Origin of the sequence: Bacillus sp. AFS012607, assembly GCF_002558005.1 — a bacterium.
Taxonomy (GTDB): Bacteria; Bacillota; Bacilli; order Bacillales; family Bacillaceae_G; genus Bacillus_A; species Bacillus_A thuringiensis_S.
Genome location: NZ_NTVM01000007.1, coordinates 73,016 through 98,082 on the forward strand (window position 1 = coordinate 73,016; position 25,067 = coordinate 98,082).

Here is a 25,067-nt window from a genome sequence, read left to right on the forward strand (position 1 = left end):
AAAACTATTTTGAAAGAGGTGCTAATTAAATGTTAGGTTTACCGTATGGGAAAGTGTTTTTAGTGCCGTGGACTGAAGAATGGGAAATTGAGTTTATAAAAGAGAAATAAATTATTGAGGAACAAATTGGCGAACATATTTTAGCGATACACCATATTGGTAGTACTTCTATTCCACATTTAAGTGCAAAGCCAATTATTGATATAGCAATAGAACTAAAAGATAATGCAGTTGGCATACAATGTATCGCAAAGTTGGAACTACTAAATTATAAATACAGAAAAGATGTATTGCCTGAAAGATACTATTTTAATAAAGGAGAGCCACGAACTCATCAAATTCATATGTATGAACAAGGAAATAAATATTTAATAGAACAATTACAATTTCGAGATTACTTAATAGACAATAAAACATCTCGTATACAGTATGAACAATTAAAAATTCAACTTTCACAAGCTAATCCTACTGATAAACATAAGTATGCGGAGGACAAAACAAATTTCATTACATTTATACTAGCTAAAATAAATGATTGAATGAAAAAGACAGAATTTCATACACAGAATAAGAAATCGTTTATTCCTAAGTAAATGGTTTCTTATTCGTTAGTTATCTTATTATTTATACTATCAATTTTTTTATTATACAGCAGGTGGAAAGAAGTAAAATAGTATCGAAGTCATAAAAATAAACGTGAATACCCCAATTACCGAAAATATATATTCTTTCGATTCTTTATCATACTTCCATTCCATCAATGCTCTTAAGATTAACGTCCCACCTAAATAAGTAAAAATGACATAAGCGATATTAACACTTTCAAATTTAAAGATAAATATAAAGCTAGTTATTAAATAAATAAAAAGTAGTCCTATTTCCAATTTTTTATGTAAACTATTTACATGTTTCTTATATCCCCAAAAACCACCCTTGGGCATATTCAATTTTTTTCTTAAAAACTTATCGAGAAAGTAGACAGCTATACAAAAAACAATAGTTATAATCCCAAAAGTAGAAGCTCCCATTTTCACCCCTCCTATTATTTCATTTAATTACTTGAAATAAATTGGACTATATTACGGTTATCCCCTTCTAAATAACTTATGATGCCTTCAGGATATGTCGGCTTCTCCTGTAATTCCTCTAGACTTTTCCAAATTAATATAATATCCTCATGCTCTTTATGCCTTATTTCATTTGTAATGATTTTTTCAACAGTCCCCCAATGTATCAATGTACAATGATGACCATTTTCGTTGCCCCACTCAAAAATATGTTCATTTACAATTGCTAACTCTTGAACATGAACTTTCAAATCGTATTCTTCTATTAACTCTCGAATTATTGCTTCTTTTGACGTTTCACCAAATTCAATAGAGCCACCTGGAAAACGATAAAATGATTCGTTTTCATCACATTGTACTAGTACTTTTGAATGTTCGTCGTTTACAATCATTACTTCAGCCCGTAAATGTGGTCTTATCATTTTCTCACCCTTTATTTGTATGACCATCCATCACCAATACGTATTATAGAATACATTCAAAATAATACCTGTAATTATTAATAACGGAACAATTCCAAACGAAATAATATATTCTTTTGCTTTACTATCATATTTCCACTGCATATATCCTTGAAAAATGTACAACGTCATAAAAAAGAAAATTGGTATATAAGTCATGTATATTGGATTCCAAATTGAACCTATCATCATAAGTACTACATAAGAAATAATGATGATCCATTGTCCCCATTTATGTGATTGACTGACATATTTACTATTCCATCCTGTTTGTCTCAGTATATTTAACTTCTTCCTCACGATTTTTTCTAAAAAAATTAAAATTATAATCCATAACAATAAGACAATTAGTTTCAAAAGAAACAGAAAGGCCTCCTCCTTTACCTTTTCTCCGGCTGATTACTCGGATACGTAGCATTATCTTTATTTTCAACATCCCAACTAATAATGGTCGCACTATCTCGTCCGAATTGATGATGAACATGTTCTAATACATGATGAACACTTTCTTCAAGTTTTTTATTATTTCTATTCATATTATTATACAGATTTACTGGCGTTTCATATCGGCGTTCCCCGCATTCTAATACTCCATCTGTCACCATTACAATTCGGTTCTTTCCAGTACGTAATTCACGAATACCTGATGAATAACAAGGAACAGGTAAATCAAATGTGTTTACATTTCCAATCCATTCGTAAAAATGACGTTGATTTAATGCATATTGTCCTAACTTATGTAACTCTTCATGAAATACATACACTAAACAATCACCAATAGAAAGCCACCATATATAATTTTCTTTTCTTACACATAGTAAGCAAGCTGTTTCACCTTGTATTCTTTTGCACTTTTCCTTAAATGAAGATGACTGAAAAATTGTAAGTATATGATTTTCAACATACTGAAATACTGTATCAATTGGTTCATTCAAAATTATTCTTATATTTTCATATTCTTTTTCGATTGTATTTACTACTAAATCAACACTTTCTGCACTATTATGTCCATCTAATATAGCTGCAAATTCCCATTCACCATTTGACCAAACTAATGCACCATCTTCATTCTTTTTCGCTCCAGCACTTATATTCCCGCCATATTTACCAAGTACAATATCACCATATTGCTTAACTGAAATTTCTCCTAAACACATTTCTATATTTCCAACCCATGAATATTGTGTATTATTTGTTGTATGCATACTCATTTACCATATACTTACGTATTCTTTCGCATAGTTTTTTTATTTTCTCTTCATCACCATATGGTGCACCAGTCCATTTCGCTACTTCGGTTGGTGACCAAAATTCTTTTGGTGTATTGGGATAACGTGGAATAATGTGCATATGCATATGTGGTACACCATTTCCTGAAACAAAAGTGTAAATATGCTCTGCACCTTCGCTTTCTTTTAGCGCTTTACTTACTCTACTTGTTATAAGTCCTAACGCTTTCGCTTCTTCATCTGTTAGTTCAGCAAGGCCAGGTACATGTCTTTTTATATCTATCATTACATAACCTAGGTATGTTTCTTCACTATCCCAGTAGACATGTCCAACGTAAACGAGTTCATCTTCGTAAATAGCTCCACCTGGAACTATAATATTTCCTTTATGTTTTTCGCAAATGAAGCAGTTTTGTTCTACTTGATTGTTTGTTGACATATCCATCACCATCCTTTTCATATATAATATCACAAAAAAAGGAAAAACAGGTTTAACATTCAGAATATTCATTCTTTTGATACTACAACTTTGAAATGAATTTACACCTCATTATTTCTTCAAAAACGCAATCCCAATTATAATCCCAATCACAATTCCGATTACTAAATTATTTGTAAAGTGCCCTTGAAATACACCGATTACAACCCCTATACCGACACCTATTGCCAAAGCATCATTTCTTTTTTTATTTTTAGCCAAAATTGCATCTCCTCCCATCATTTCTCCCTAAACAACATGCATTCACTTAAATGTATTAATATACGCACTATCTCGCTTGAATCTTTTCAAAAAAAGCACTTTAACTTCATATATAATATTTTCCATTTTCTGTACATACTCCTTTTATAATGAAAAAAATTTCAAGTAACCATTAAATATATATAGGCATTTACTATAAGAAAGATCCGTAATTTATTGAAGGAGGAACGATTCAAATGCATCCTCATTGGAATCCAAATATAAATCAACAGTATGTTTATTCCCCCCATCCTGTAAGGAATACATTGCATCATGATTCACAATATATGATGCCGCGCATCGCTAGCCTTGAAAGTCAGTTAGCTAAATTAATCTCATTAATCGAAGAAAATAATCAATTAATTAAATCCATGGAACAACAGCAAAACCAAGTTTGTGCACCAGCTGGAGGTTCTGTTATCGTTCGTATGTAAACTGGATGCAATAAAAAACACACTTTGTAGTATAAAAGTGTGTTTTTTGGTCATTATTTTCTTTTCGTATGGAACCCTTGTGTAATTCGGTCTAATATAATTGCGATTACTACGATAGCTAATCCAGCTTCAAATCCCATTCCGATATTAACTTGTGTTACCGAGCGATATACATCAACTCCAAGCCCAGGAGCTCCTACAAGTGACGCTGTTACAACCATTGATAACGAAAGCATAATGCTTTGGTTCACACCAGCCATAATCGTTCCGGTTGCAAGTGGTAATTGTACTTTAAATAGTTTTTGTGATGCTGTGGATCCAAATGCATTCGCTGCTTCAATTAAATCTTCTGGAACTTGTCTAATTCCTAAGTCAGTAAAACGAATTGTAGGTGGCATTGCAAAGATTACCGATGCAATAATTCCAGGTACTACACCAACTCCGAAAAATGTAATCGCTGGAATGAGGTATACGAATGCCGGCATTGTTTGCATAAAATCTAATGTTGGTTTTAAAAATTTTGAAAAACGTTCATTTTGAGATGCTAATATTCCAATTGGAATTCCGACAATAATTGAAATAATAACAGACGTAAGTACGAGTGCTAATGTTTGCATCGTTTGTGCCCAGTAGTTAATATTTAAAATAAACAATAAGCCGATTAGTGTAAAAATAATTAATGATACTTTTCTCGTTGTGTACCAAATGAGGAAACAAAGGATAATAATCATCAATATGGCCGGTATTATTGTTAAAAAATTAGTGAGTAAATCAACGAATCCGCCGATAATATAAGAGAAACCTCGGAATATGCCTTCAAGGTGCTCATATAAACTTGCAACAAATGAGTCGACCCATTCTCCTAAAGGAATACGTGGTATATTATTCATCGTCTTTCACCTCTTCCTCAATGTTTCCTGCAAGAGCTTGAATGACACTTTCACGTTTAATAATTCCTCTTAGCCTTTTCTTCTCATCGATTACTGGTAACGGATATTTCATCTCCGCCATTTTTGCATATGTCTCTTCCAGTAAAGTATCTAAATACACATGCGGAATATCATTAAGTAATAAATCAGCAATCGGCCATTGTTTTTGAACTGCTTTACTCGCATCATCCGCGGTTAATATACCTAAAAACTCATACTTTTTATTGACAACATATACAGTTGAAACACCTGCATTCCTCATAATTTGAAGGGCTACACGTGGTCCACGATCAATTAATAAAGTTTCTGGTCGTTTTAATATAGATTCCGCTGTAATTACTTTTCCTAAATTCACATCCGCAACAAACTTTTCTACGAATTCATTAGCGGGGCTCATCATAATTTCTTCTGGCGTTCCAATTTGGACAATTTCTCCATCTTTCATTAATGCGATACGATCCCCAATTCGAAGCGCTTCATCTAAATCATGTGTAATAAATATAATCGTTTTTTCCATTTTATCTTGTAACTCTAACAATTCATCTTGCATTTCTTTTCGAATAAGTGGATCTAATGCACTGAATGACTCGTCCATTAGTAATACATCTGGATTATTCGTTAGTGCTCTTGCGATTCCAACGCGCTGCTGCATACCACCACTAAGTTGACTTGGATAATTATCTTTATGATGATCGAGTCCTACTAACTGTAGCGATTCTAACGCTTTTTTCTCTCGCTCTTCTACCGAAACCCCTTGTATTTCTAAACCATATGCAACATTTTGTATAACCGTACGATGCGGAAATAGAGCGAACTTCTGAAATACCATACTCATTTTCGTTCTTCTTACTCTCCGTAACTCTTCTTTTCCCATCGTTGCGATGTCTTCACCATCTATGTATATATGACCTGCAGTTGGTTTAATCAATTGATTTAACATACGAACTAGCGTAGATTTCCCGCTACCAGACAAACCCATAATAACGAAAATTTCTCCAGAGTATACCTCAAACGTTGCTTTTTTTACACCAACGTTCATTCCTGTCTCTTTTAAAATTTCCGATTTGCTTTTCCCCTCTTTTAATAAAGAAAGGGCTCTTTGCGGATGTTTCCCGAATACTTTTGTTACGTTTTCAACACGCACCTTTGTATTATCCATGTCACTACTCCTTTTCTACCCATCTATTCACATAGTGTTGCGATTTTGCAAAGAAATATTACATAAAAATGACATTCATAAGATTTCTTTAAAATTCTCGTTTCCGTTCATAATAAGAATGCTTACTTATACATTTATTTTATAAGGCAAACACTACTTAGGAGGTTTTCGATGCGAAAGAAAATTTGGTTTATATGCCTTGCATTATTTATTACTATGATTTTCACTTCATGTAATGCAACAAATGCAAATTCGAAAGGAAAAATTAAACTTGGTGTAACAAGTTGGAAAGAAAATATTGCAACTGCAAACATGTGGAAAGTTTTATTAGAAGAAAAAGGCTACAAAGTTGAGCTCATGTATTTAGAAAAAGCCGCAATTTGGACTGGTGTCGCTCGTGGTGATGTTGATGCGAATTTAGAAGTATGGCTACCCGTTACGGATAAGCCGCTAAACGATCGTTATAAAGATGATATTGTCTTAAAATCAAAATGGTACGAAGGTACTGGACTTGGTCTAGTCGTACCTTCCTATGTGAAAAATATTAACAGTATTGAAGACTTAAATGCTCATAAAGATGAATTAGATAATAAAATTGTCGGTATCGAACCTGGTAGTAGTCTTATGAATTTAACGAATAAAGCAATGAAAGAATATGATATAAAACTAAAACTTGTCCAATCCTCAGAAGCTGCGATGATGAGTGAATTAAAGAAAGCATATACGAAAAAGAAACCAATCGCTGTTACGCTTTGGAATCCGCATTGGGGTTTTTCAGAATTTGACTTAAAATATTTAAAAGACCCTAAGAAAGTATATGGTGAAAAAGATGACATTTATTACTCCGTTCGTAAAGGTTTCGAAAAAGATCACCCAGATGTTATAAAATACTTTGATAAATGGAAAATGACCGATGAACAACTTGGTACGTTAATGGTCATGTTAAATAAAACAAAAGATCCTGAAGAAGCTGCGCGAAAATGGATTAAAAAAAATCAAGCATTAGTTGATGAATGGGTAAAAGATTAATAAAAAGGCTAGAGAATTAACCTATCCTCTAGCCTTTTTCATCTTATTTTTTCGTAACAACATCATCTACAATTCCATATTCCTTAGCTTCTTCTGCGGTCATAAAATAATCTCTTTCTGTATCATGCGCTACTCTTTCAATCGGTTGGCCTGTTTTTTCTGCAATCATTTTATTAATATCATGCTTTAACTTTAATATCCTTTTTGCTGTTATTTCAATTTCTGTTGCTTGCCCCTGTGCACCACCAAGCGGCTGATGAATCATAATTTCACTGTTAGGGAGCGCAAACCGTTTTCCTTTTGCTCCTGATAATAATAACAATGCACCAAATGATGCCGCAAAACCCATGCATAGCGTTTGTACATCTGGTTTAATTAAATTCATCGTATCTAATATTGCAAAACCTGCTGTCGTTGAACCTCCTGGGCTATTGATATATAAATATATATCTTTTTCTGCATCTTCTGCTTCTAAAAATAATAGTTGAGCTACGACACTACTCGCTACTTGATCATTAATTTCTGAACCGATAATAATAATGCGGTCTTTTAATAGCCTTGAATATATATCATAGGAACGTTCTCCTAATTTTGTTTGTTCTACTACATATGGAATTGCATTCATTTTAAATCCCCCCAATACTTGTTATGCAACGCAAAGCATACAACTGTAGGAAGAAGGTTCTTTTACACTAAATAATAAGACTGGCTGTTTAGATGGTAACTTAGTAAAATCTATTGTCGGAAGAAGTTTCGTTAACAATTCCGGTCTTTCCTCACGAATAGACGTTACAACAACTTCAATATCCTCTGTGAATTCGACTATCTCGATCCCTTCTTCACTTACAGTTTTCAGCCTATTTCTACTCCGAAATAAAGAAGCTTTCACTGCACCTTCTGATACAGAACACAATTTAGCAATATCAGCGATACTATATTGAAAAACATCTTTTAATAATAAAATTGCGGATTGCTGTACATTTAATGAAGACAATACTTTCCCTACCATTTCATGCAAATCTGCAATGTTCTCATGTGGTTCTTCAACAGTGATTTGTTCTCTTATTTTTTCATGAACAGACTTAGACTTCATCTGATCTAACCAACGATTTCTAGCTATTTTATAGACGAGTGTCATACAAATATCTTTATTTCTATATTTTTGAAGCACTTTACACACCGTTTCTTGGGCGAGATCTTCCCCATCCCATTTGTTTTTCGTTAAAAAAGTACAGTATCTTTTTAGCTCTCCATATTGTTCAATTAAAAAATTTATATTTGAATGATTCATATCGATATGATTCTTTAAAACATGAGTTACTTTTGTGCACAAAATAACCACTCCTTTTCAGCGCTTACTTAATAAACGATTCTACATTTAAAAAAGTTACGGGGGTATAAAAAAATAATGTTTATGTTCAAGAATTCGCGGTCATAAATATGTTATGTACAATTTTACGTGAGGAGGAACAAATTTGCCAAAATTAACAATTGAAGGTGCGGGAACTTTTGATGTGAAAGAAGGAACAAAGTTAGTATTAGCAATTGAAGATAGCGGTGTCAACATTCTCCATCGTTGCGGCGGGAATGCACGTTGCACGACTTGTAGAGTAGAAATACTAGCAGGTGATTTCTGTGAAGCGAGTGCGAATGAGAAACATGCAATGACGGAAAAAGGGATTGAAGATCATTTACGATTATCTTGTCAAATGCGTGTACATAAAGATATAGTCGTTCGTCCGGTACTTACAGTTGAAAATTCAAGTCTTGATGCTGGGCCACGTCCGGCGGAGTAAAGCGATGAATTTAAAACAACTCGCTGGCGAATATGCTGCTAACTTTGTAAATGATGGCATGAAGATTGGGCTTGGTACAGGTTCTACTGTATATTGGACAATACAAAAATTAGGTGAGTATGTAAAAGAAGGATTATCATTTCAAGCTGTACCGACATCAAAGGAAACTGAAGCATTAGCACAGCAACTAAATATCCCCCTAATTTCGTTAAACGACGTACAAAGTCTTGATCTTACAATTGATGGAGCGGATGAAATCGATTCAAATTTACAACTTATAAAAGGCGGTGGTGGTGCATTACTTCGTGAAAAAATCGTTGCCTCTTCCTCTAAAGAACTAATTATCATTGCTGATGAATCGAAACTTGTAACACATTTAGGTAATTTTCCATTACCTGTTGAAATCATCCCTTTTTCATGGAAACAAACCGAAAATAAAATTCAGTCTTTAGGGTGTCAAACAACATTACGTTTGAAAAATAATGAAACCTATATAACCGATAACAATAACATGATTATCGATTGTATATTCTCTAATCATATTTCTAATCCTGCCCATTTACACACCCAATTAAAAATGATTACTGGTGTAGTTGAAACAGGATTGTTTATAAGTATGACGAGTAAAGCAATTATCTGCACTAAAAATGGGATAAAGGAATTGTAATAAAAGCTGACTTTTTAAAGTTGGCTTTTTAGTATGTTCATCTTCTCTTAATAGCACTTTATTATGATATACTATGAAAACACAAGCTGATTACACTAGAAAGGACTGAACATTTTGCAATCCAAACTTATAACAGAACTTACTGATTTAGAAACTGCCTTTCACATTCGAAAAGAAGTATTTGTAAAAGAACAAGGTGTCCCTCTTGCAGATGAATTCGATATATTCGATGAAATCGGAGAGCAATGTAAACATATTTTAGTTTATTATCATGAGTTTCCTGTAGGCACAGGGCGTATACGATTTGTTGATGGTGTCGGAAAATTAGAACGTATTTGTATTTTAAAAGATTATCGTACATACGGATTAGGTAAAGTTATCATTCAAACGTTAGAAGAAATTGCTCGTAACGAACAAGTTACAAAAGTGAAGCTACACGGTCAAACACAAGCTGAAGGATTTTATAAAAAATTAGGCTATCAAACTTCTTCTGATATATTCATGGAAGATAGCATTCCACATATACTTATGACGAAAATGTTATCATAATAGAAAGGTGACTATATTGTTTATTCATATAGTCACCTCTCTGTATCTTATTCACTTGAAAGTCTCTTTAGTGAATATTCCAATGAAAGAACTTTTAACTTGAAAGCAAAGAACCTAGCATACATAGTCTTAAAACACCCTTAATGAAATTGGCATTCTCTAGTTTTCTATTCGCACTATATTCTGTTTGCTTTCACTTTAAAAAGAATATTTTATTAAACTCACTATGAATTGTTGTCTAAAATCTCTTGTCTTTCTTCTCTTATTTGACCGATTAATGAAACTACTGAACCAACCGCTTGAATCCAGCTCCCCGTAATCACTATAATCTGTCCATCCTCCTCATTTCCTTCCGAAATTTCTTCCACTTTATCCCGACTAGCTTTCAATTCATCTATTCCACCTATTGCCTGTAATGAATTTCCAGTCGCTTGTAACACATTCCCAACAATGTTATACGATTCATCTATGTCGGAACTATCCTCTAATTCACCACCTATTGATGTAATACCACCTAATGCTTGAATCCAATTCCCTGCAATCACTACTTTTTTTTGTGTATTATCTTCAAATTCTATAATGAGTCCTGTTAAAACCGTTACATTACCAATTGATTGGATTTCATTACCGATTTTTTCAAGAGATATTTCCCCTTGTCCATCAGCTTCTAGGCCGTTCCCTGTTGCCTGTAATACATTCCCCCATACGTTTAAATCTCTTCTTAATTCGTCATTCAATTTTTTAAAAGGTGTACTACCAACCGCAGCAATAATTGTCCCTACTGCAACAAACCAAGCACCAACTATCTCCTTAATCGGATCATCCATTTTCAATCTATCCCGTCATTAATTTACTACTTACAGGATATGAATTTATGCATCTCCATGTTAATAGCCTACTTCTCTCCATTTGAATAAAAATCAATATTTCTTTAATATTATAAATACATCTAGTGTGACATCCCTGTTTGCCGTTAGCTTTTGCTAACGGCTCATTTATTTTTTTCTTGCTTCTCGGAGAATTCTCTAAATACGTTTCCCAATACGTACACATTCTTTATTCCTCCTCGAATACAATACATAACTCAATATAATATCTATATATCGATTAGTTAAACTTGGCTAACTGCTCCTTTATTTATAGTAAAATTAAATTTCTATAATTTTTTTAAAAATCCATCTCGACATCCATAATTCCAAACATTTAAAATCAAAAATATAATTTTATCATCACAGGAAAATTTTCTGAATAACTTTCTTGTTAAAAAGTTTTCACCTTAAAATTTGACAAGCATATGTTATTGAATGGAGATTCTCCATTCATAAGATTCTTACCTTTCTTATCTAGAGCACACTTTAATGTGTGCTTATTTTTAGTTAGAAACTACAACATTCTCAAATAGTATGCATATCAAATTGTTTTTTCAATTATTTTCAAGAGCGGATATTATTCTTTAGTACAAGCACTCTTTCCTTTTAATTAATACTATATATTGATATTCCAAAGAAAGGAGAGCAAAATAATTATGGCTAATTATTTTTATAAAGATGGTAAAAAATATTATAAAAACCAATCGTATTCGAACGATCAAAAAAATAACTGTTTTATTGAAACTCATACGATAACTGGTTCTGAAGAAAATGCAAATGGAAATATACCTTTATCTGTTTTCCTTGAAACCACCGCTCCACAAACTGTATTTGAGGATTTCACAAACAATCATAATAAAACATTAATTCAGTTATTCGTTGTCGGGATGAGTGCACCCGTTCAAGTAACTATTCTAACAAGAAAATCTAGCCGCCCAATTACTACAACATTACAACCTGTTCAAACAAAAATATTTCAAGTTGAAGATTTTCAAAGTCTTACTTTTACGAAACAGGAAGGCCCTACTAGTATAGTTAGTTTATTTGTGCAAAAAACATTTTGTATTTGCTGTAACGATAATAAAGATTCATGTGATGAATATCATCAAGATTGTAATTAATAGATTAACGCACCAAAAGAACCCGTTTTACAAAGGGTTCTTTTTATTTCACTCCATACATTTTCAAAAACATTTTAGAATCATACACAACGATTTTTCTATAAATCTCTCCTTTTCCCGCTATTTTATTAAAATAACACTTTAGTTTAATTAATTACGGGACTTATCATCATTGAATGAAGGGAAGTAAAATTTAGAAAAAAAGACGACGCTGAATACGTCGTCTTTTTTATAAATAGAAAAGCGAATTCTCAAGATTCCCTTTTGCATCAAAGCCCATCATCTCTTAGTTCATGCCTAGGTAAAGCTTACACTGTTTTCCATAATGATAATGCATAAATCCAGTTTGGATCACCATTTCCTTGATAACTCTGGACTGCTTCATATACTTTTCCTTCGTGTAGAACTCTATCTCCCTTTTTATATGCTTTTTTTGCATCCCACGCTTCATATGAAGCGCTTTCAGCTTTTGTAGTAATTGTGAATATATCACTCTGTACGGATTCATTTCCAGCTACATCAACAGCTTTCACTACATATTTATAAGTAGTATTAGCAAGCAGATTTTTATCCATATAAGAAGTTGTATTGGATGTTGCAATCTTTTTCATTAATCCTTCTATTTCTCTATAAATATCATAATGGTCTACACCAATGTTATCGTCAGATGGACTCCACATTAAATCCACACTTGATGCTGTCGTTCCCATACTATGTAATCCTTTTGGTTGTGTTGGTGCTTCTGTATCAGGAGTCGCAACTGTTGTTTTTACTGTAAGCGCTGTACTTTCTTTCGATACATTTCCAGCTGCGTCAATTGCTTTTACAGTATAAGAGTATTCTGTGCTTGGTTGTAATTTCTTATCAATAAAATGAGTGCCTAGTATTGTATCGATCATCTCTCCGTTACGGAAGATTTGATATCCTTTTACCCCTACATTATCCGTAGAAGAGTTCCATGTTAGTTCTACACTATTCGCTGTTACTTTTTTCGTCTGAAGTCCATTTGGAATACTTGGCGCTTCTATGTCTGGTTTCACATCATTAATAAGATTAACATCAATTACATTATAGAATGCATTTGCTGTATCAGCTACATCCCATACTGCTAAAATCACATGATATCCACTACGATCAGTAGGTACATTAATTTTATGAGTTAAATTATTTGAAGCTGCAGAACCATCGTGTTGCACAGTTCCAATTGGTTCAAAATCTGCTCTTGTTAGCGCTTTATTTGGATTCCATCCTTTTTTAGTAATATAGTAATGCCACTTACTCGTTAAGTGAGGCGCAGTATACTTCCAAGTAAATGTATTTTCCCCACCAGTGATTGTATTTTTAAACCAACGATTTGCTGTTTGTTGATCTAAAATACCACCAAATTTTCCGCCTGCTGAAGCAATTTGTCCATCTACTGGACCACCTTGTGGGAACCCTTTTGGAGCTTCTAAACTTTGTGGTTCATACATAACACTTCCGCAGTTTACATTTAGCGCACCATAAGTTGGACTACATAAAGCGGATCGGCTACCGGGCTTTTCAACAAAACCGTGCGCATAAGCATTTTGAGGAATAAGTGTCGTACTAATAATTCCAGCTGTTAATGCTACAGCTCCTAAACTTTTTTTGTTCATTTTCATGTTTTGTAGTTGTTTTAAAAATCGATTATTCATGTTCATGTCTCCTTCTTGTTATACTTTGTAGTGGAATGTGGGCTTTGATGTAAAAGAATAACAAGAGACAAACTTGTACCGATGTATGTATTAATTATGCATACACCGCAGTGAAAATATATTTTTTCCTTGTGAAATATTTCACTTTATGAATATATCATGACATAGAACTCGCCTAAGCATGTGCAGAAGTTGTGCAGAAACAGTGAAATTATTACTAACATATAAAACCACATCCTGAAATCATAAAGTAAAACTTTAATTAGTTGGGGTTTTACGGTCGGTTAATACGGGATAAAATAAAAGTGTGCAGCAGAAATTGTAGACTTAGTTCTCAAAATTCACATTTAGTATTTTCATTTTTTCCATTTAAACAATTCTTCTCTTCTTACAACAGAAAAGTGTCTATATCATTTAATATAGACACTTTTTTCATGTATAACTTTATATTTATTACTGACCTACAAATGTAAAAATTTCATCAACAGCTTCCTTATATCCACCCGATGTTCGGAATGATTCCTTCAAATTCAAAGCAGCCTCTTTATATGAAGGGTTATTTAAAATTAACTCCACACTTTCACGCAATTTCTCCACGGTTAATTCATTCATATGTAATTGAACTCCTGCTCCAAGACTCTCCACTTGCTTTGCGATTGCTGGCTGATCTGCACTTTGCGGTATTACAACGAGCAGAACCCCGTTATATAGTCCTTCATGCGTACTGTTCATCCCGCCGTGTGTAATAAATAGTTTCGTATAAGTAAGCAGTTCGGTTTGAGGCACATAGTGTTTCACAATGAAGTTTTTAGGAATTTCGCCTAGATTACTTATTTTCGTTTTATTACCAATAGACATAACAATTGTATGCTCACTATTCTCAAAGGCCTTCATACACAGTTTATAAAAGTCAATCGCTTCATTAAAAACAGTACCTAATGAAATATAAATCGGACTTTTTTCTTCAATTGAAGTAAAATCAACGTCTCTGTTTTTCACGTGTGCAGAGATAGATGGTCCTACAAATTTATATGTTTCATCAAACGTATCACCAAAAGGCTGGAACTCCTTAATTGTATACACAATAGTAAGGGGTGCAGGATTACAGAAAACTTCATACTGTGATTTTATTTCAACACCATATTTTTCAGCAATTCCCTTCGTTAAGTTTTGAAAATCATTCTGTATTTTATCATGAATTTCTACTGGAATATTTTTTGACAGATGACCTAACATTTGTTCAAAAGATTTTTCATCCTGCGCAAAAGATGTACATGAATTTATGGATGGCAGTTTAAGAATTTGAGCAATTAAGTGCCCACAGCCAAACATAGAATCATGAATTATGTAATCAAAATGTTCACCTTCAATTTGTTCTAGAACACTAGGTATAACAATATCCGCTGTATGTAGAAGACCGTTTATTCTTTCCTGTAAATAATTTCTGCCTCCAGATAGAAACGCTTTTATAAATTTTTGATCATCAATCGTTCGTACAGTAGCACCTGTCTTTTCAATCCGCTCCCTGAAAGCTTCTATTGAGAAATAAACGACCTCTTCACCGCGAGAAATCAATTCTTCTACAACCGGTAAAGTTGGATTTATATGTCCTTCTGATCCAGCGTTAATACATAAAACACGCGCCATTATAAACACTCCTTACGTTAAATCATTTCTATGTTAGCAAGAGTATGGATTCTCTCCATACTCTTTTCTTTGTTGTTCGTATCATATTCCTGCTAAATTGACCTAGCAAGTCTAAAACCGAGATCTTCTATATGAAATGTGGGATGGCTTCGGCGACGACAAGTAGCGCCGCAACCTCTCGCTGCCTCCGCCCAACTACCTCCACGAAAAATGCGGTATGATCCGTATACTTTTTCATCATACAAATCATAGCACCATTCCCAAACGTTCCCTAGCATATCATAAAGTCCCCATGCATTCGGTTCCTTTTGGCCAACGTCATGAATTTGTCCATTTGAATTTTCATTATACCACGCTATATCAAGAAGTTTCCCGTATGTATATCCGGTTGTACTTGCTTTACATGCATATTGCCACTCTGCCTCAGATGGTAATCGGTAGCCATTCGAATCTAAATTACATTTCACAATTTGACCAACATCACTAATAGAATAATATTCTTTTAATCCCGCTATTTTTGAAAGTACATTACAAAACGCAATGGCATCGTTCCATGAAATATTTACAACTGGTTTATGATTTTTTTCAAAATTATTTAATGTACTATTTGTAATAGCATCATATAGTTCCATTGTTACAGCATACTTTGCAAGAAGAAATGGTTGAATTTGTACTAGCCATTCTTTTTTTATTCGATCATTTCTTAATACTACCTCTCCAGCTGGAATATTGACCATTAATGAATCGATTAGTTGAATTAAATCGTTAGTCATTTTCTATTCCTCCAAACGTTCATTTTATATGAACTTATAGTCATATACTCATTACAAAATACAATTTTCAAAAAGCGTTAAATTTTTCATAATAAAAAACGATTAGTTTTATTAAACTAATCGGTAAGATCCACAAAGAATTTTTGTGTTACATTCTATTATTATATGTGCTCTAAAAATTTCCGAACCTCATTTGGAGATTTTAAAACAATAACCTTTTTCTCTTCGGGCAATTGCTCTAACTCTTTTAAAATTGTAGGTCGTTTAGCATTAGGATATTCCCATATCCATTTAAAAAATTGCAAATCAAATCTTTCTTCACATCCCGCGCCCATATCTGGTCTTGTTTTATTTCGGTATTTTACAATTCTTTTAAAAGCACGATAAATACAAATTGTTCTATGAATATCAAGGAAAATAATTGTATCAGCTGCATTCAGTCTGATACCCATCGTCCCGCCATAATTCCCATAAATAATCCACTTCTCATCTTTAATTAAGTTATTTTGAACTGTTATTTGTTCTTCTCTCGGAACACCTTCCCAATTCGGTTTCCAAAATAATACATCAAGATGATGCACCTTAATATTTAATTTATTTCCTAACTGTCTTGCTAGTGTAGATTTTCCTGAACCACCAGAACCAATTAATATTATTTTTTTCATACCTTTACGATACCTTCTATAACTTCTTCAATATCTTCCTTATTAGCAAAAATCCAGAAGAACATTTCTTCATTTAACTTTAATAAATCTGGTAACTGGACAAAATAAGCAATAAAGATAATTTGAATTGAAAGCATAACATACCAAATAGCTTTTAGTTCTTCTTTCGTTAAATCATTTTGTTTATAATAACCTTCAAAGACTTTGCTAACGATATGTAACCATTTTCCTCTTAATCTTTCATCACTAAATAGCTCGCTTAATACACTTGTACAGCAATAACATATATCAAATATTTTTACATTATTTTCTAAAATATCGAAATCTATAAACCCTTCCAGTTTATCATCTTTAAAGATTACATTTGATAGATGCATATCACGATGAATAATTTGTCTCGGTAATGGATGGACCGTTTCCTTGAAATCTGTGTGCATTCGCTCCATCTTTTGAATTACCTCTCGATGAACATACTCATTCTTTTCTAAAATTGGTATAGCCCATTCAAATACCGTCTTATATAAATTTCTTTTTATTAACTCATGATCACTATTCACCGAATGTAATGCTTTGTGCAGATTAGCTATTTCTTCTCCAATTGTACTTGCTAGCCTTTCCAGCTTATCCGTATCTTTTATTTCTAAAACACTTCCGGCAACATACTCATATAAGCAATAATATTTTTCTTTATATAATACATATTGTTCATCATTTTCTGTCTTTACTACTCTCTGTACTTTAATTCCCTTTTCATACAGTTGATCCAAAACATCGAATTCAACTAGAAGTTGGTCTATCGATCCCGTTCTCTTTAAAATATACTCTTTATTCTTGCATATAACCTTCGCTACTTTTGGTTGCATTACAGTAGCTGTGACATGTTCATTTTGAAACCAAAACTTTGCAATTTCCAGTGCTTGTTCCATTTACAAATACTCCTTTTACAATTCTTATTTCTTCCGAAAAATAACCTCACACAGTATTCCCACTCCAACACCAATTGTATAAGCCACTAAATCACTCCAAAAAAAACCGTATCCCAACACGAGTCCACCCAAAGTCGTTGCACGCATGCTATCTATCCATTCAGCATGATACAATTGGCTCACTTCAATCCCGTAGCAAAACATTAAACTAATAAAAGACAACTTCTTCGTCTCTGTTTTAAGAAACAAAAATCCAAAGCCAGTGAAAATCATTAATGCCCATAAAGCATCGCCTAAGTAATCATTTAATAGATGTGGTAGTGCAAAAGAAAACTTCCTTGAGCTAAGACCTAAAATAATAACAACTATAGTAAATAGTGCATATAATACTCTATTTCGTTTCGTATTCATTTTAAAGTCTCCTAATATATAATGTATAACTGTAAATAGCTAGTAAAATAAAGTTATTTTACTAGCTATTTATTAGTTGCTTTTATGATAAGAAAATGTGGATTCATATTTAGATAATAATATGATTTTTCGTCTACTTCTTTCATCTTTTCAACTGCCTTCGGTTCCACTATCTCTTCTAATACAAAATAATTTGTAGTTTCATTTATTATGTCTTGTAGTGACCTTCTGAAAAACTTGACTTCAATAGTAATATTCGGTTTAACCCAAGTATCTATTAATAACTGTTTTTCAAAATAATTTTCACATGGAAACTTTGTGAAATCCATAAAAGGATGATGAATAGAATAAATAAGTTCTCCACCTGGCTTCAGTACACGACGAAATTCTTGAAATACTTGATTCCAATTTTCTAAGTAATGAAGAGTTAACGAACTTACAATCACATCATACGTACTATCTTCAAATGGCAATGTTTCTTGCAGATCATGACAAAGGAACGTTGCTTCTTCTCCTATATTTTCTTTTGCTGCTTTTACCATTTCAGGACTTATATCAATTGCTGTAACATTTGCTCTTCTTCCTATGAATTGAGAAGTATACCATCCAGCTGCACATCCAGCATCTAGTATCTTTTTTCCTTCTAGTTCCTTTGGAATAAGCTCCATCATCGCCGGTCTTTCATAATAACTGTTATATGGATTTGCGAAATCTAGATTTTCTTTATATGTACTCGCTAATTTATCATACGTATCTTTAATCGAATCTTTCATTACACACACTCCTAATACATATTAATTCATTAACTCCTGCTGCTTTTTCTTTGAAAATGATTGTAGTACTAAATCATACGACCAATCAATCATTTTATTTATTTGCTCCTGTTCTATACCCTTACGAATATAAACGGTATTCCAATGTTTTTTATTCATATGATACCCTGGAATAATTGTTTCTGGATAATCTTCTCTTATTCTTAATGCGACTTCTGGATCACACTTCAATGTAATCGCAGCTTTTTCACCTTCTTCATGATTTACTATCGCAAATATTTTATTATTAAGCCTCATACATGTTGCACTCCAACCATCTGGAGAATCTTCTGTCGCTTTTCTTTTCGATAAACAGTACGCTCTTGTTGCATTCATTTTAATTGGCACCTCTTATTCTTTCCCTGTTTGATTACGATGCATCACAATTTGCTTCGTTGCTTGAAATTGTTGCTCACCATAAAACTTTATTAGCTTCTCTCCGCAAAATAGACTAACAATATCAATATGAGATATTTCTCGAAGTAATATTGTAAGCATCTTCTCTCCAATACCTTTATTTCTTACACTCTCATGTATGACAACATCTTCAATGTATGCTCGAAAAACACCATCAGAAACGACTCTAGCAAATCCAATTAATTCATTTTCTTCCCATACTCCAATTGCTATACTATTCTTTAACATTATTTCAATATCGACTTCTTTTCTTTCTGGCCACCAACCGACAGAATCATAAAGTTTTTTATTTTTTCTGCACAGACTGGTTGTTCTTGTTGCAATTTATACGTGTACATATGCTTTCTCCCATCAACCAGTATACATAATATTATTATCCCGCTATTTGCCGTGCAGTAAGACCCCACCTCAAAATTCAGCAAAAGCAAAGAAGTTTGGTGGGATCCGGCTACCCGTAAAACCCCCACTGATTAAAGTTTCACTTTATAATCTCTTTTCAAAAAAGTGCTGACTATGACCTTTCGGGTGATCTTCAACGACACCATACTCCCTGTAACCGTGCTTTTTATAAAATTCTGGTGCTTGGAAACTAAATGAATCTAGCAATATTAATCTACACCCTTTTTCCTTCGCAATACCTTCAATTTCATGTAAAAGTTGGCTACCATAACCGTCATGACGAACTGATTCATCAACCCATAAAAAGTCGATATGAAGGTGATAAAAATACATCGTACCTGTTACGCCACCAAAAATTTTTCCTTCTTCATTTTTTACTACGAGGCTTACTTCTTCCATCGTCTGTCTTGCCTCATCTGTTAAGATGGACATATTATATTGAATAACTTTATTTTTAATATATTCTCCTTCAGTGCGTGTACCGTTCTTTATATGTTTCATATATATTGCTTCCTTTCAGCTCAGTAAGCTACATTTTATTTTTTCTCTTTAAAATACTAATACATACGAATCCACCATATGTAACAAAGCATGAAAAGCCAATTATCCCTGGTACAGAGACATAGCCTATCCTTATGTAACTTATAACTGCGAAACAAGTGATAGACAATAAAATAGATGGCCAAAATATAAGAGCTGTTTTTCTTCGCCCTCGTTTCGATTTACTTTCTTTCTCTTCAGAAACACGTGTACCAAAAAGCAATACAATACAAATAAGGATTGCTGCAAAGTAAATTGTATCTAATGACAAATTGTGATTATATAGTGCGATTCCAACTTCAAGAGCAATAATCGTTAAAATTAAAATAATGATTGTTGAAGTCTTTAAGTTTCTTTTCAACCGCTCACTCCTAGCATGTTTTCACTATATTCTTTGTATATGTACTTTAAAACTACTGCAAAAGCTTCATCTACCTCTTTATTTTCACGTCGATTCGGTAAATCTTTTCCCCCAATCACATAAAGAAGCGGAAATTCGTTAAACATTCCTATTATACCAATATTTATTGTAGCTGTGAGCAATCCACCTGTCATATGAGCTAAATGATAATATGGGATTTCTTCATACTCTCCTTGTTGTCTTACCATGCCACTAATAATTGGCTCCCATAATTCTGGTTCTGATTTATAACCTTGAAAGGTTTGTATCAAAAGGGCAAGAACTTCATTTAAGTCTCCAATATTTTTCTCATCTCTAGCATTCTCTTGTATATGAATTTTTGAAAAGTACGTTTGTACATACATTTTCACAGCATCCCATCCACCACAGTGCATTACAACTGACTGTGCAACGTAGCTATCATGACAAGCTATCATTACCTCGACCGCTTGACTAAGTGTTAAAGAAGTTCTTCCTTGTAAATGCGGATATAACTGCGTACTATCTTCATGCGGATTAAATTTAATGTGATGAAGTATATCATTCCAATTATGTTTATTTTCCTTCACCATTTGTGCTACTACAAATCCAATAACTAATTTTGCTGCTGATGCTAACGGAATATTTAATTCACTATTATATGAAGCAACTATACGATTGTTTTTTGTAGAATAAATTTCCATTCCCACATAATTAGATTGTACCTCTTTTATTTTATTTATGACAGTTTCCATTTCCATCCCTCTTTTCATATCGTTATATTAACTTCTAATAATTCAATATTGAATATAAAAAACCTTTTCATCAGCTATTAAAATAAGAAAAAGGTAGCATGAATTTTTTCTTGCTACCGAAAAATATTTATTCTTCTATAAGATTTTCAGGACCGTTAAGCTCCAGCTGATAAAAAGCTAAATCTAGCCATTTATTAAACTTATAACCAGCTTTTTTTATTGTCCCTGCATGAACAAATCCATAGTTTTGATGCAAGGCAATACTTTTCTCATTCTCTGCATCAATTCCAGCAATTAAGGTCATATACTCTCGTTCCTTCGCAATTTTAATTAATTCTTTCATGAATAAAGACCCAATGCCATTTTTTCTATATGTCTTATCTACATACACAGAATGTTCAACTGAATATTTATAAGCAGGCCACGCTCTAAATGGGCCGAATGTCGCAAATCCTACTACTTTATTATCTAATTCGTATATGAAAATTGGATACCCTTCGGCCTTTTTTTGTTCATACCAATCTATTCTATTTTCAAGGGTTACAGGTTTATACGCATATACAGCTGTTGTATAAAGTATCGCATCGTTATAAATATCTAAAATGTATGCTAAATCTCTTTTCGTTGCTTCCCTTATCATTGTTTTCTTCCTTTCATCATGTTCATCTTATTTCACTATCTTTTTAATAGTTTTATTTTACCGAAATTTCCGATTTTTATCTACGTACGAATACTAGCTTTTCGGAAACCATCAAATATATTTATTGCAGCAGATAACGTATAGAAGAAAATTCCTCCCCCAATGAGCCACGTTTTAAACTCCTCTGTGGAAATAGTAAATGCATTTGCCAAATACGTAATAAATCCTGTGTTAAATAAATGTGGATTTACTACAATTACAATGAATACTATCGTCCCAGCTACTTGAAGAATAGCATTTCCAATCGCCAATCTTTGCGTCCATTTTCCTTGCACTAATTTATAAAGGGATATACCTATTTCAAAAACGATCATAATTACAACAATTGGCCAGTACTGCAGTAAAACATCTTGATTAAAAGTTGGCGAGACAAACTTCAGTCCATTTTCCGTACCATTGTATACGCCAACGAGATGATTCGCATAGAAGTAAAGTGTAGCCCATATTGCCGTCCACATTAGACCTCCAAACACTTCAAACTTTGAGATCGCCTTTTTCTTCGGGATATACGCAATATTTTTCAAATCATCCGGCGTCCATTTTTTTAAACTTGTTGTTAATGGTTGTGGGTCCTTTTCTTTATCCGTTCTTTCTATAACAGCAAACACAACTGTCAGCCAGAAAAATACTTGGAAACCTACTTCAAACGTTCTTCCAATGCCTTCACCTATCAATTTTAAAATAACATTTAATACAGCCTGATCACCACTATAACTAATAAAATTTTCTGCAACCATTGAAATAAGCGCAATTACAACTGCGATTGGTAAGATCATTTTTAATAATGTCATATATACATCAAAATAACGTGGTCCAATTAAATGCATTGGTCTATCCAAGTACCCATTAGCTAATGCAACTGGACTTCCCAATTTTTCAAGAACTCTTTTTTCATCATCTTCATTATAATCATCCGGTAACATATCCTCGATTGTTGACCGTAGTTCAAGAATAATATCTTCACGATTTTTTTCAGGTAATCTCTTCGCTACTTCCTCGACATAAATATCAATTAAATTCATTCTTGTCCTCCTTTAATAAGTTATAAAGTTCCTTCGAATCCTTTATCCATTCCTTTTTTAACTGCAAAAATATCTCTAATCCGTATTCACTTAAAACGTAATACTTACGCGGTCTACTCTCCGTTTTATCCCAACTACTCGTCACTAGCTCTTGCTTTTCTAATCGGCGAAGTAGTGGATATAAAGTACTTTGATCGATTGTGATCCCTGATTTCTCCAATAATTGGACAAGTGAATACCCATACTGCGGTGTTCTTAACTGGCTTAAAACCGCTAATGTTAATGTTCCTCTTCTTAGTTCAGTAATTAACGAATTTAATAAAGCATCCATTCACTCACCTCTTTCCCATTACTATATGTCATACAGTATATGTTTTATACTATGTATCGTACAGTATTAGTGTGATAAAAACAATATTTTTTACCAAAAAACGGATAATAAAACACACTAACTATATGATTTGCGCTTTTCTCACTAACATATATAACATACTTATCTTTTTTAATCAGTGGGGGTTTGGTTCATTCCCCACTGATTATCAGCCCTCACCAATCGAGCTGTCTGTTAATGCGGGATAAACTCTCCGTTTTCTTTATGCAATGGAACAACCTCTACAATCGCCTCAACATTAATTACTCCGTAAACATGCGGATATTCTTGACCGTTAGAAGCAAGTTCATATTTTACTTCTGCTTTTAATAGGGCTGGATCAATTGTAAGTAATAAAACATCTTCTTCATGCTTGAAATATTTTTCTGCAACTTTTAAAGCTTGATCTACTAATGAACAATGAATAAATCCCTCTTCTATAAGTGAATCTTCATTAATTTCTCCAATTATTTTTGCGATTTCCCAATTACTTTTCGTAATTACTTTTGTAATCATAGTAACTCTCCCTTTTTAATTTATGTAATGATATAATAACACTAAATTTTCAACACGTTCTTAATAGATTGGGGGACTTATAATACATAAACCTCACACTGCATTACAAACCATTATTATAAATATGAATACAAATGAACATTGGCATGATTTTATTTGTTACTGTCAGCATCGCGAAGCGGGACTTCGAAAATTAGCTTATAAACATTTAGAGACATTTATTTCAAATGCAAAGAAATGGGAATCAAAAGATCAAGAAGAGTTTGCCATTTCGCTGTTTACTATTTTAGATGCATTAAACGAAAAAGATGAGGTCTTAACTTTCTCACTAAATAGTTTTCTAATTGATATTCTATATAGATGGACAGAAAACAATCCGATTGATTCAAGACCTTTTAGATGGATAGGAATTTATATGGACTCTAGCAATAAAGAAGACGATTTAGAAAAATCCCTTCGAAAAGCGATTGAATTAGGTGGTTATACCGAACAAAAAGCCATGATATACCTAGTTTCTAATTACATCAATACTTTAGAATTTGGTACAAATGAATTCCCTTCAGGTTATTGCGGAGATTTAAGCGAATGTATAGAAAAACTTCCCTATATGCTGCAATTAATTAATAGAATTCAGAATAAGAACATAAAGAAGCTACACATTGGTCAAATACAAGTACAACTACACCTTATTCTAGATTGGTTAAAACATACACAAATTCCAGTAGATGCCGTTCGTATACGGGAAAAAGGACAAACTAAGGAATTAGAAAAGGTCATTGTATATTATTTATACAACAGCTCAAGTCGTTAATTCATCTTGTACAGAGATAATGAATTTGTTTAAAAAACGCCAGTCATGTTATTCAAAAATCGGGTTATATAACGGAATAAATTATTGTAAAAATTAGAAACATTTGAAATAATCGTTATTAAGTTGAAGCAGAGCGAATGCAGAAAAAGGTGATACGACTTTTTCTTACTTAAGAATCGCGAAACAGTTAAAAATTTTA

General features: G+C 33.0%; 34 protein-coding genes and 2 pseudogenes. 8 read left to right on the forward strand and 28 right to left on the reverse strand.

From position 1 onward, the window contains the following. Window positions 1-29: 29 nt before the first annotated feature. Window positions 30-539 (forward strand): annotated as a pseudogene (locus tag CN409_RS07975) (GrpB family protein). Between the two features lie 105 nt (window positions 540-644). Here the strand turns inward: CN409_RS07975 and CN409_RS07980 are convergent. From CN409_RS07980 to CN409_RS08005, 6 genes are all read right to left on the reverse strand, one after another. Next, entirely contained in the window at window positions 645-1,028 is a 384-nt protein-coding gene (locus tag CN409_RS07980; RefSeq protein ID WP_000501282.1) for a DUF4181 domain-containing protein, read from the reverse strand. 23 nt (window positions 1,029-1,051) lie between these two features. Then, window positions 1,052-1,489 (reverse strand): NUDIX domain-containing protein, encoded by a 438-nt coding sequence (locus tag CN409_RS07985; RefSeq protein ID WP_086390579.1) that lies wholly within the window; start codon window positions 1,487-1,489, stop codon window positions 1,052-1,054. A 30-nt stretch (window positions 1,490-1,519) separates the two neighbouring features. Continuing rightward, the gene (locus CN409_RS07990; protein ID WP_086390580.1) at window positions 1,520-1,885 is read right to left on the reverse strand and encodes a DUF4181 domain-containing protein; all 366 of its coding nucleotides are present in this window, start codon (window positions 1,883-1,885) and stop codon (window positions 1,520-1,522) included. Window positions 1,886-1,908: 23 nt separating this feature from the next. Continuing rightward, window positions 1,909-2,733, reverse strand: coding sequence for a PP2C family serine/threonine-protein phosphatase (locus CN409_RS07995; protein WP_140161798.1), 825 nt, complete (start codon window positions 2,731-2,733; stop codon window positions 1,909-1,911). After that, a complete protein-coding gene (locus tag CN409_RS08000; protein ID WP_057187477.1) occupies window positions 2,717-3,217 on the reverse strand; it encodes an HIT family protein in 501 nt (166 codons plus the stop codon). Before CN409_RS08000 ends, CN409_RS07995 begins: the two co-directional genes overlap by 17 nt. A gap of 90 nt (window positions 3,218-3,307) precedes the next feature. After that, window positions 3,308-3,475 (reverse strand): glycine zipper domain-containing protein, encoded by a 168-nt coding sequence (locus CN409_RS08005; protein ID WP_000508401.1) that lies wholly within the window; start codon window positions 3,473-3,475, stop codon window positions 3,308-3,310. Between the two features lie 218 nt (window positions 3,476-3,693). On the opposite strand from CN409_RS08005, the gene CN409_RS31370 reads away from it, so the two are divergent. Further along, a complete protein-coding gene (locus CN409_RS31370) occupies window positions 3,694-3,930 on the forward strand; it encodes a hypothetical protein (RefSeq protein ID WP_000553346.1) in 237 nt (78 codons plus the stop codon). Between the two features lie 53 nt (window positions 3,931-3,983). Here the strand turns inward: CN409_RS31370 and CN409_RS08015 are convergent, their stop codons facing one another. Together CN409_RS08015 and CN409_RS08020 are read right to left on the reverse strand one after the other, a co-directional pair. Next, complete coding sequence (locus CN409_RS08015) at window positions 3,984-4,820, reverse strand: ABC transporter permease (RefSeq protein ID WP_001059837.1); 837 nt, start codon at window positions 4,818-4,820, stop codon at window positions 3,984-3,986. Continuing rightward, complete coding sequence (locus CN409_RS08020) at window positions 4,813-6,018, reverse strand: quaternary amine ABC transporter ATP-binding protein (RefSeq protein WP_000370608.1); 1,206 nt, start codon at window positions 6,016-6,018, stop codon at window positions 4,813-4,815. The genes CN409_RS08015 and CN409_RS08020 overlap by 8 nt, the downstream gene beginning before the upstream one ends. 171 nt (window positions 6,019-6,189) lie before the next feature. On the opposite strand from CN409_RS08020, the gene CN409_RS08025 reads away from it, so the two are divergent. Continuing rightward, window positions 6,190-7,047 (forward strand): glycine betaine ABC transporter substrate-binding protein, encoded by an 858-nt coding sequence (locus CN409_RS08025; RefSeq protein WP_001227626.1) that lies wholly within the window; start codon window positions 6,190-6,192, stop codon window positions 7,045-7,047. Window positions 7,048-7,090: 43 nt separating this feature from the next. On the opposite strand, the gene clpP is transcribed toward CN409_RS08025, so the two are convergent. Both clpP and CN409_RS08035 read right to left on the reverse strand, forming a co-directional pair. Next, complete coding sequence (clpP, locus tag CN409_RS08030) at window positions 7,091-7,672, reverse strand: ATP-dependent Clp endopeptidase proteolytic subunit ClpP (protein WP_000991620.1); 582 nt, start codon at window positions 7,670-7,672, stop codon at window positions 7,091-7,093. Between the two features lie 21 nt (window positions 7,673-7,693). Continuing rightward, window positions 7,694-8,380 (reverse strand): RNA polymerase subunit sigma-70, encoded by a 687-nt coding sequence (locus tag CN409_RS08035; RefSeq protein ID WP_000337517.1) that lies wholly within the window; start codon window positions 8,378-8,380, stop codon window positions 7,694-7,696. A 142-nt stretch (window positions 8,381-8,522) separates the two neighbouring features. Between CN409_RS08035 and CN409_RS08040 the strand changes: the two genes are divergently transcribed. The 3 genes from CN409_RS08040 to CN409_RS08050 all read left to right on the forward strand — a co-directional run bounded on the left by CN409_RS08040 (window position 8,523) and on the right by CN409_RS08050 (window position 10,059). Next, window positions 8,523-8,843, forward strand: a complete 321-nt coding sequence (locus CN409_RS08040) for a 2Fe-2S iron-sulfur cluster-binding protein (protein WP_001125391.1) — start codon at window positions 8,523-8,525, stop codon at window positions 8,841-8,843. Between the two features lie 4 nt (window positions 8,844-8,847). After that, window positions 8,848-9,510, forward strand: a complete 663-nt coding sequence (gene rpiA / locus CN409_RS08045) for a ribose 5-phosphate isomerase A (protein WP_001049995.1) — start codon at window positions 8,848-8,850, stop codon at window positions 9,508-9,510. 114 nt (window positions 9,511-9,624) lie between these two features. After that, window positions 9,625-10,059, forward strand: a complete 435-nt coding sequence (locus CN409_RS08050; protein WP_001190875.1) for a GNAT family N-acetyltransferase — start codon at window positions 9,625-9,627, stop codon at window positions 10,057-10,059. 224 nt (window positions 10,060-10,283) lie between these two features. Here the strand turns inward: CN409_RS08050 and CN409_RS08055 are convergent, their stop codons facing one another. Together CN409_RS08055 and CN409_RS08060 are read right to left on the reverse strand one after the other, a co-directional pair. Continuing rightward, a complete protein-coding gene (locus tag CN409_RS08055) occupies window positions 10,284-10,886 on the reverse strand; it encodes a DUF6944 family repetitive protein (RefSeq protein ID WP_000342605.1) in 603 nt (200 codons plus the stop codon). Window positions 10,887-10,893: 7 nt separating this feature from the next. After that, entirely contained in the window at window positions 10,894-11,112 is a 219-nt protein-coding gene (locus CN409_RS08060) for a hypothetical protein (protein WP_000337734.1), read from the reverse strand. Window positions 11,113-11,584: 472 nt separating this feature from the next. Here CN409_RS08060 and CN409_RS08065 point away from each other — a divergent pair, with 472 nt between their 5' ends. Then, entirely contained in the window at window positions 11,585-12,049 is a 465-nt protein-coding gene (locus CN409_RS08065) for a hypothetical protein (protein WP_000024965.1), read from the forward strand. A gap of 308 nt (window positions 12,050-12,357) precedes the next feature. Here CN409_RS08065 and CN409_RS08070 read toward each other — a convergent pair whose 3' ends face one another. The 16 genes and pseudogenes from CN409_RS08070 to CN409_RS08145 all read right to left on the reverse strand — a co-directional run bounded on the left by CN409_RS08070 (window position 12,358) and on the right by CN409_RS08145 (window position 24,057). Continuing rightward, the gene (locus CN409_RS08070; protein WP_001065141.1) at window positions 12,358-13,725 is read right to left on the reverse strand and encodes a lytic polysaccharide monooxygenase; all 1,368 of its coding nucleotides are present in this window, start codon (window positions 13,723-13,725) and stop codon (window positions 12,358-12,360) included. 453 nt (window positions 13,726-14,178) lie between these two features. Continuing rightward, window positions 14,179-15,372 (reverse strand): macrolide family glycosyltransferase, encoded by a 1,194-nt coding sequence (locus tag CN409_RS08075; protein ID WP_000124873.1) that lies wholly within the window; start codon window positions 15,370-15,372, stop codon window positions 14,179-14,181. A gap of 92 nt (window positions 15,373-15,464) precedes the next feature. Continuing rightward, window positions 15,465-16,145 carry a formylglycine-generating enzyme family protein gene (locus tag CN409_RS08080; RefSeq protein WP_097981614.1) on the reverse strand — a complete coding sequence of 227 codons (681 nt, stop codon included), beginning with the start codon at window positions 16,143-16,145 and terminating at the stop codon, window positions 15,465-15,467. A 161-nt stretch (window positions 16,146-16,306) separates the two neighbouring features. Continuing rightward, complete coding sequence (locus tag CN409_RS08085) at window positions 16,307-16,810, reverse strand: DNA topology modulation protein (RefSeq protein WP_000720572.1); 504 nt, start codon at window positions 16,808-16,810, stop codon at window positions 16,307-16,309. Continuing rightward, on the reverse strand, window positions 16,807-17,736 hold the full coding sequence (locus CN409_RS08090; RefSeq protein ID WP_000434083.1) for a phosphotransferase enzyme family protein: 930 nt from the start codon (window positions 17,734-17,736) through the stop codon (window positions 16,807-16,809). The genes CN409_RS08085 and CN409_RS08090 overlap by 4 nt, the downstream gene beginning before the upstream one ends. A gap of 24 nt (window positions 17,737-17,760) precedes the next feature. Continuing rightward, window positions 17,761-18,147, reverse strand: coding sequence for a ribosomal maturation YjgA family protein (locus CN409_RS08095; RefSeq protein ID WP_001093451.1), 387 nt, complete (start codon window positions 18,145-18,147; stop codon window positions 17,761-17,763). 65 nt (window positions 18,148-18,212) lie between these two features. Further along, complete coding sequence (locus CN409_RS08100) at window positions 18,213-18,920, reverse strand: class I SAM-dependent methyltransferase (RefSeq protein ID WP_000655260.1); 708 nt, start codon at window positions 18,918-18,920, stop codon at window positions 18,213-18,215. A 21-nt stretch (window positions 18,921-18,941) separates the two neighbouring features. Continuing rightward, complete coding sequence (locus CN409_RS08105) at window positions 18,942-19,295, reverse strand: MmcQ/YjbR family DNA-binding protein (RefSeq protein WP_000994625.1); 354 nt, start codon at window positions 19,293-19,295, stop codon at window positions 18,942-18,944. Between the two features lie 15 nt (window positions 19,296-19,310). Then, window positions 19,311-19,714, reverse strand: a pseudogene (locus tag CN409_RS08110) (GNAT family N-acetyltransferase). Between the two features lie 145 nt (window positions 19,715-19,859). After that, on the reverse strand, window positions 19,860-20,276 hold the full coding sequence (locus CN409_RS08115) for a GNAT family N-acetyltransferase (RefSeq protein WP_000680538.1): 417 nt from the start codon (window positions 20,274-20,276) through the stop codon (window positions 19,860-19,862). 28 nt (window positions 20,277-20,304) lie between these two features. After that, window positions 20,305-20,676, reverse strand: coding sequence for a hypothetical protein (locus tag CN409_RS08120; protein ID WP_000828002.1), 372 nt, complete (start codon window positions 20,674-20,676; stop codon window positions 20,305-20,307). Then, window positions 20,673-21,449 (reverse strand): serine hydrolase, encoded by a 777-nt coding sequence (locus CN409_RS08125; protein ID WP_000450757.1) that lies wholly within the window; start codon window positions 21,447-21,449, stop codon window positions 20,673-20,675. Before CN409_RS08125 ends, CN409_RS08120 begins: the two co-directional genes overlap by 4 nt. A 127-nt stretch (window positions 21,450-21,576) precedes the next feature. Next, on the reverse strand, window positions 21,577-22,089 hold the full coding sequence (locus tag CN409_RS08130; RefSeq protein ID WP_097981616.1) for a GNAT family N-acetyltransferase: 513 nt from the start codon (window positions 22,087-22,089) through the stop codon (window positions 21,577-21,579). A gap of 80 nt (window positions 22,090-22,169) precedes the next feature. Next, window positions 22,170-23,171 (reverse strand): HAAS signaling domain-containing protein, encoded by a 1,002-nt coding sequence (locus tag CN409_RS08135; RefSeq protein ID WP_001048843.1) that lies wholly within the window; start codon window positions 23,169-23,171, stop codon window positions 22,170-22,172. Further along, entirely contained in the window at window positions 23,158-23,502 is a 345-nt protein-coding gene (locus tag CN409_RS08140) for a PadR family transcriptional regulator (protein ID WP_000339346.1), read from the reverse strand. The genes CN409_RS08135 and CN409_RS08140 overlap by 14 nt, the downstream gene beginning before the upstream one ends. Window positions 23,503-23,736: 234 nt before the next feature. Continuing rightward, the gene (locus CN409_RS08145) at window positions 23,737-24,057 is read right to left on the reverse strand and encodes a DUF952 domain-containing protein (RefSeq protein WP_000629079.1); all 321 of its coding nucleotides are present in this window, start codon (window positions 24,055-24,057) and stop codon (window positions 23,737-23,739) included. Between the two features lie 124 nt (window positions 24,058-24,181). Here CN409_RS08145 and CN409_RS08150 point away from each other — a divergent pair, with 124 nt between their 5' ends. Beyond that, a complete protein-coding gene (locus CN409_RS08150) occupies window positions 24,182-24,868 on the forward strand; it encodes a hypothetical protein (RefSeq protein ID WP_001095278.1) in 687 nt (228 codons plus the stop codon). Window positions 24,869-25,067: the final 199 nt, after the last annotated feature.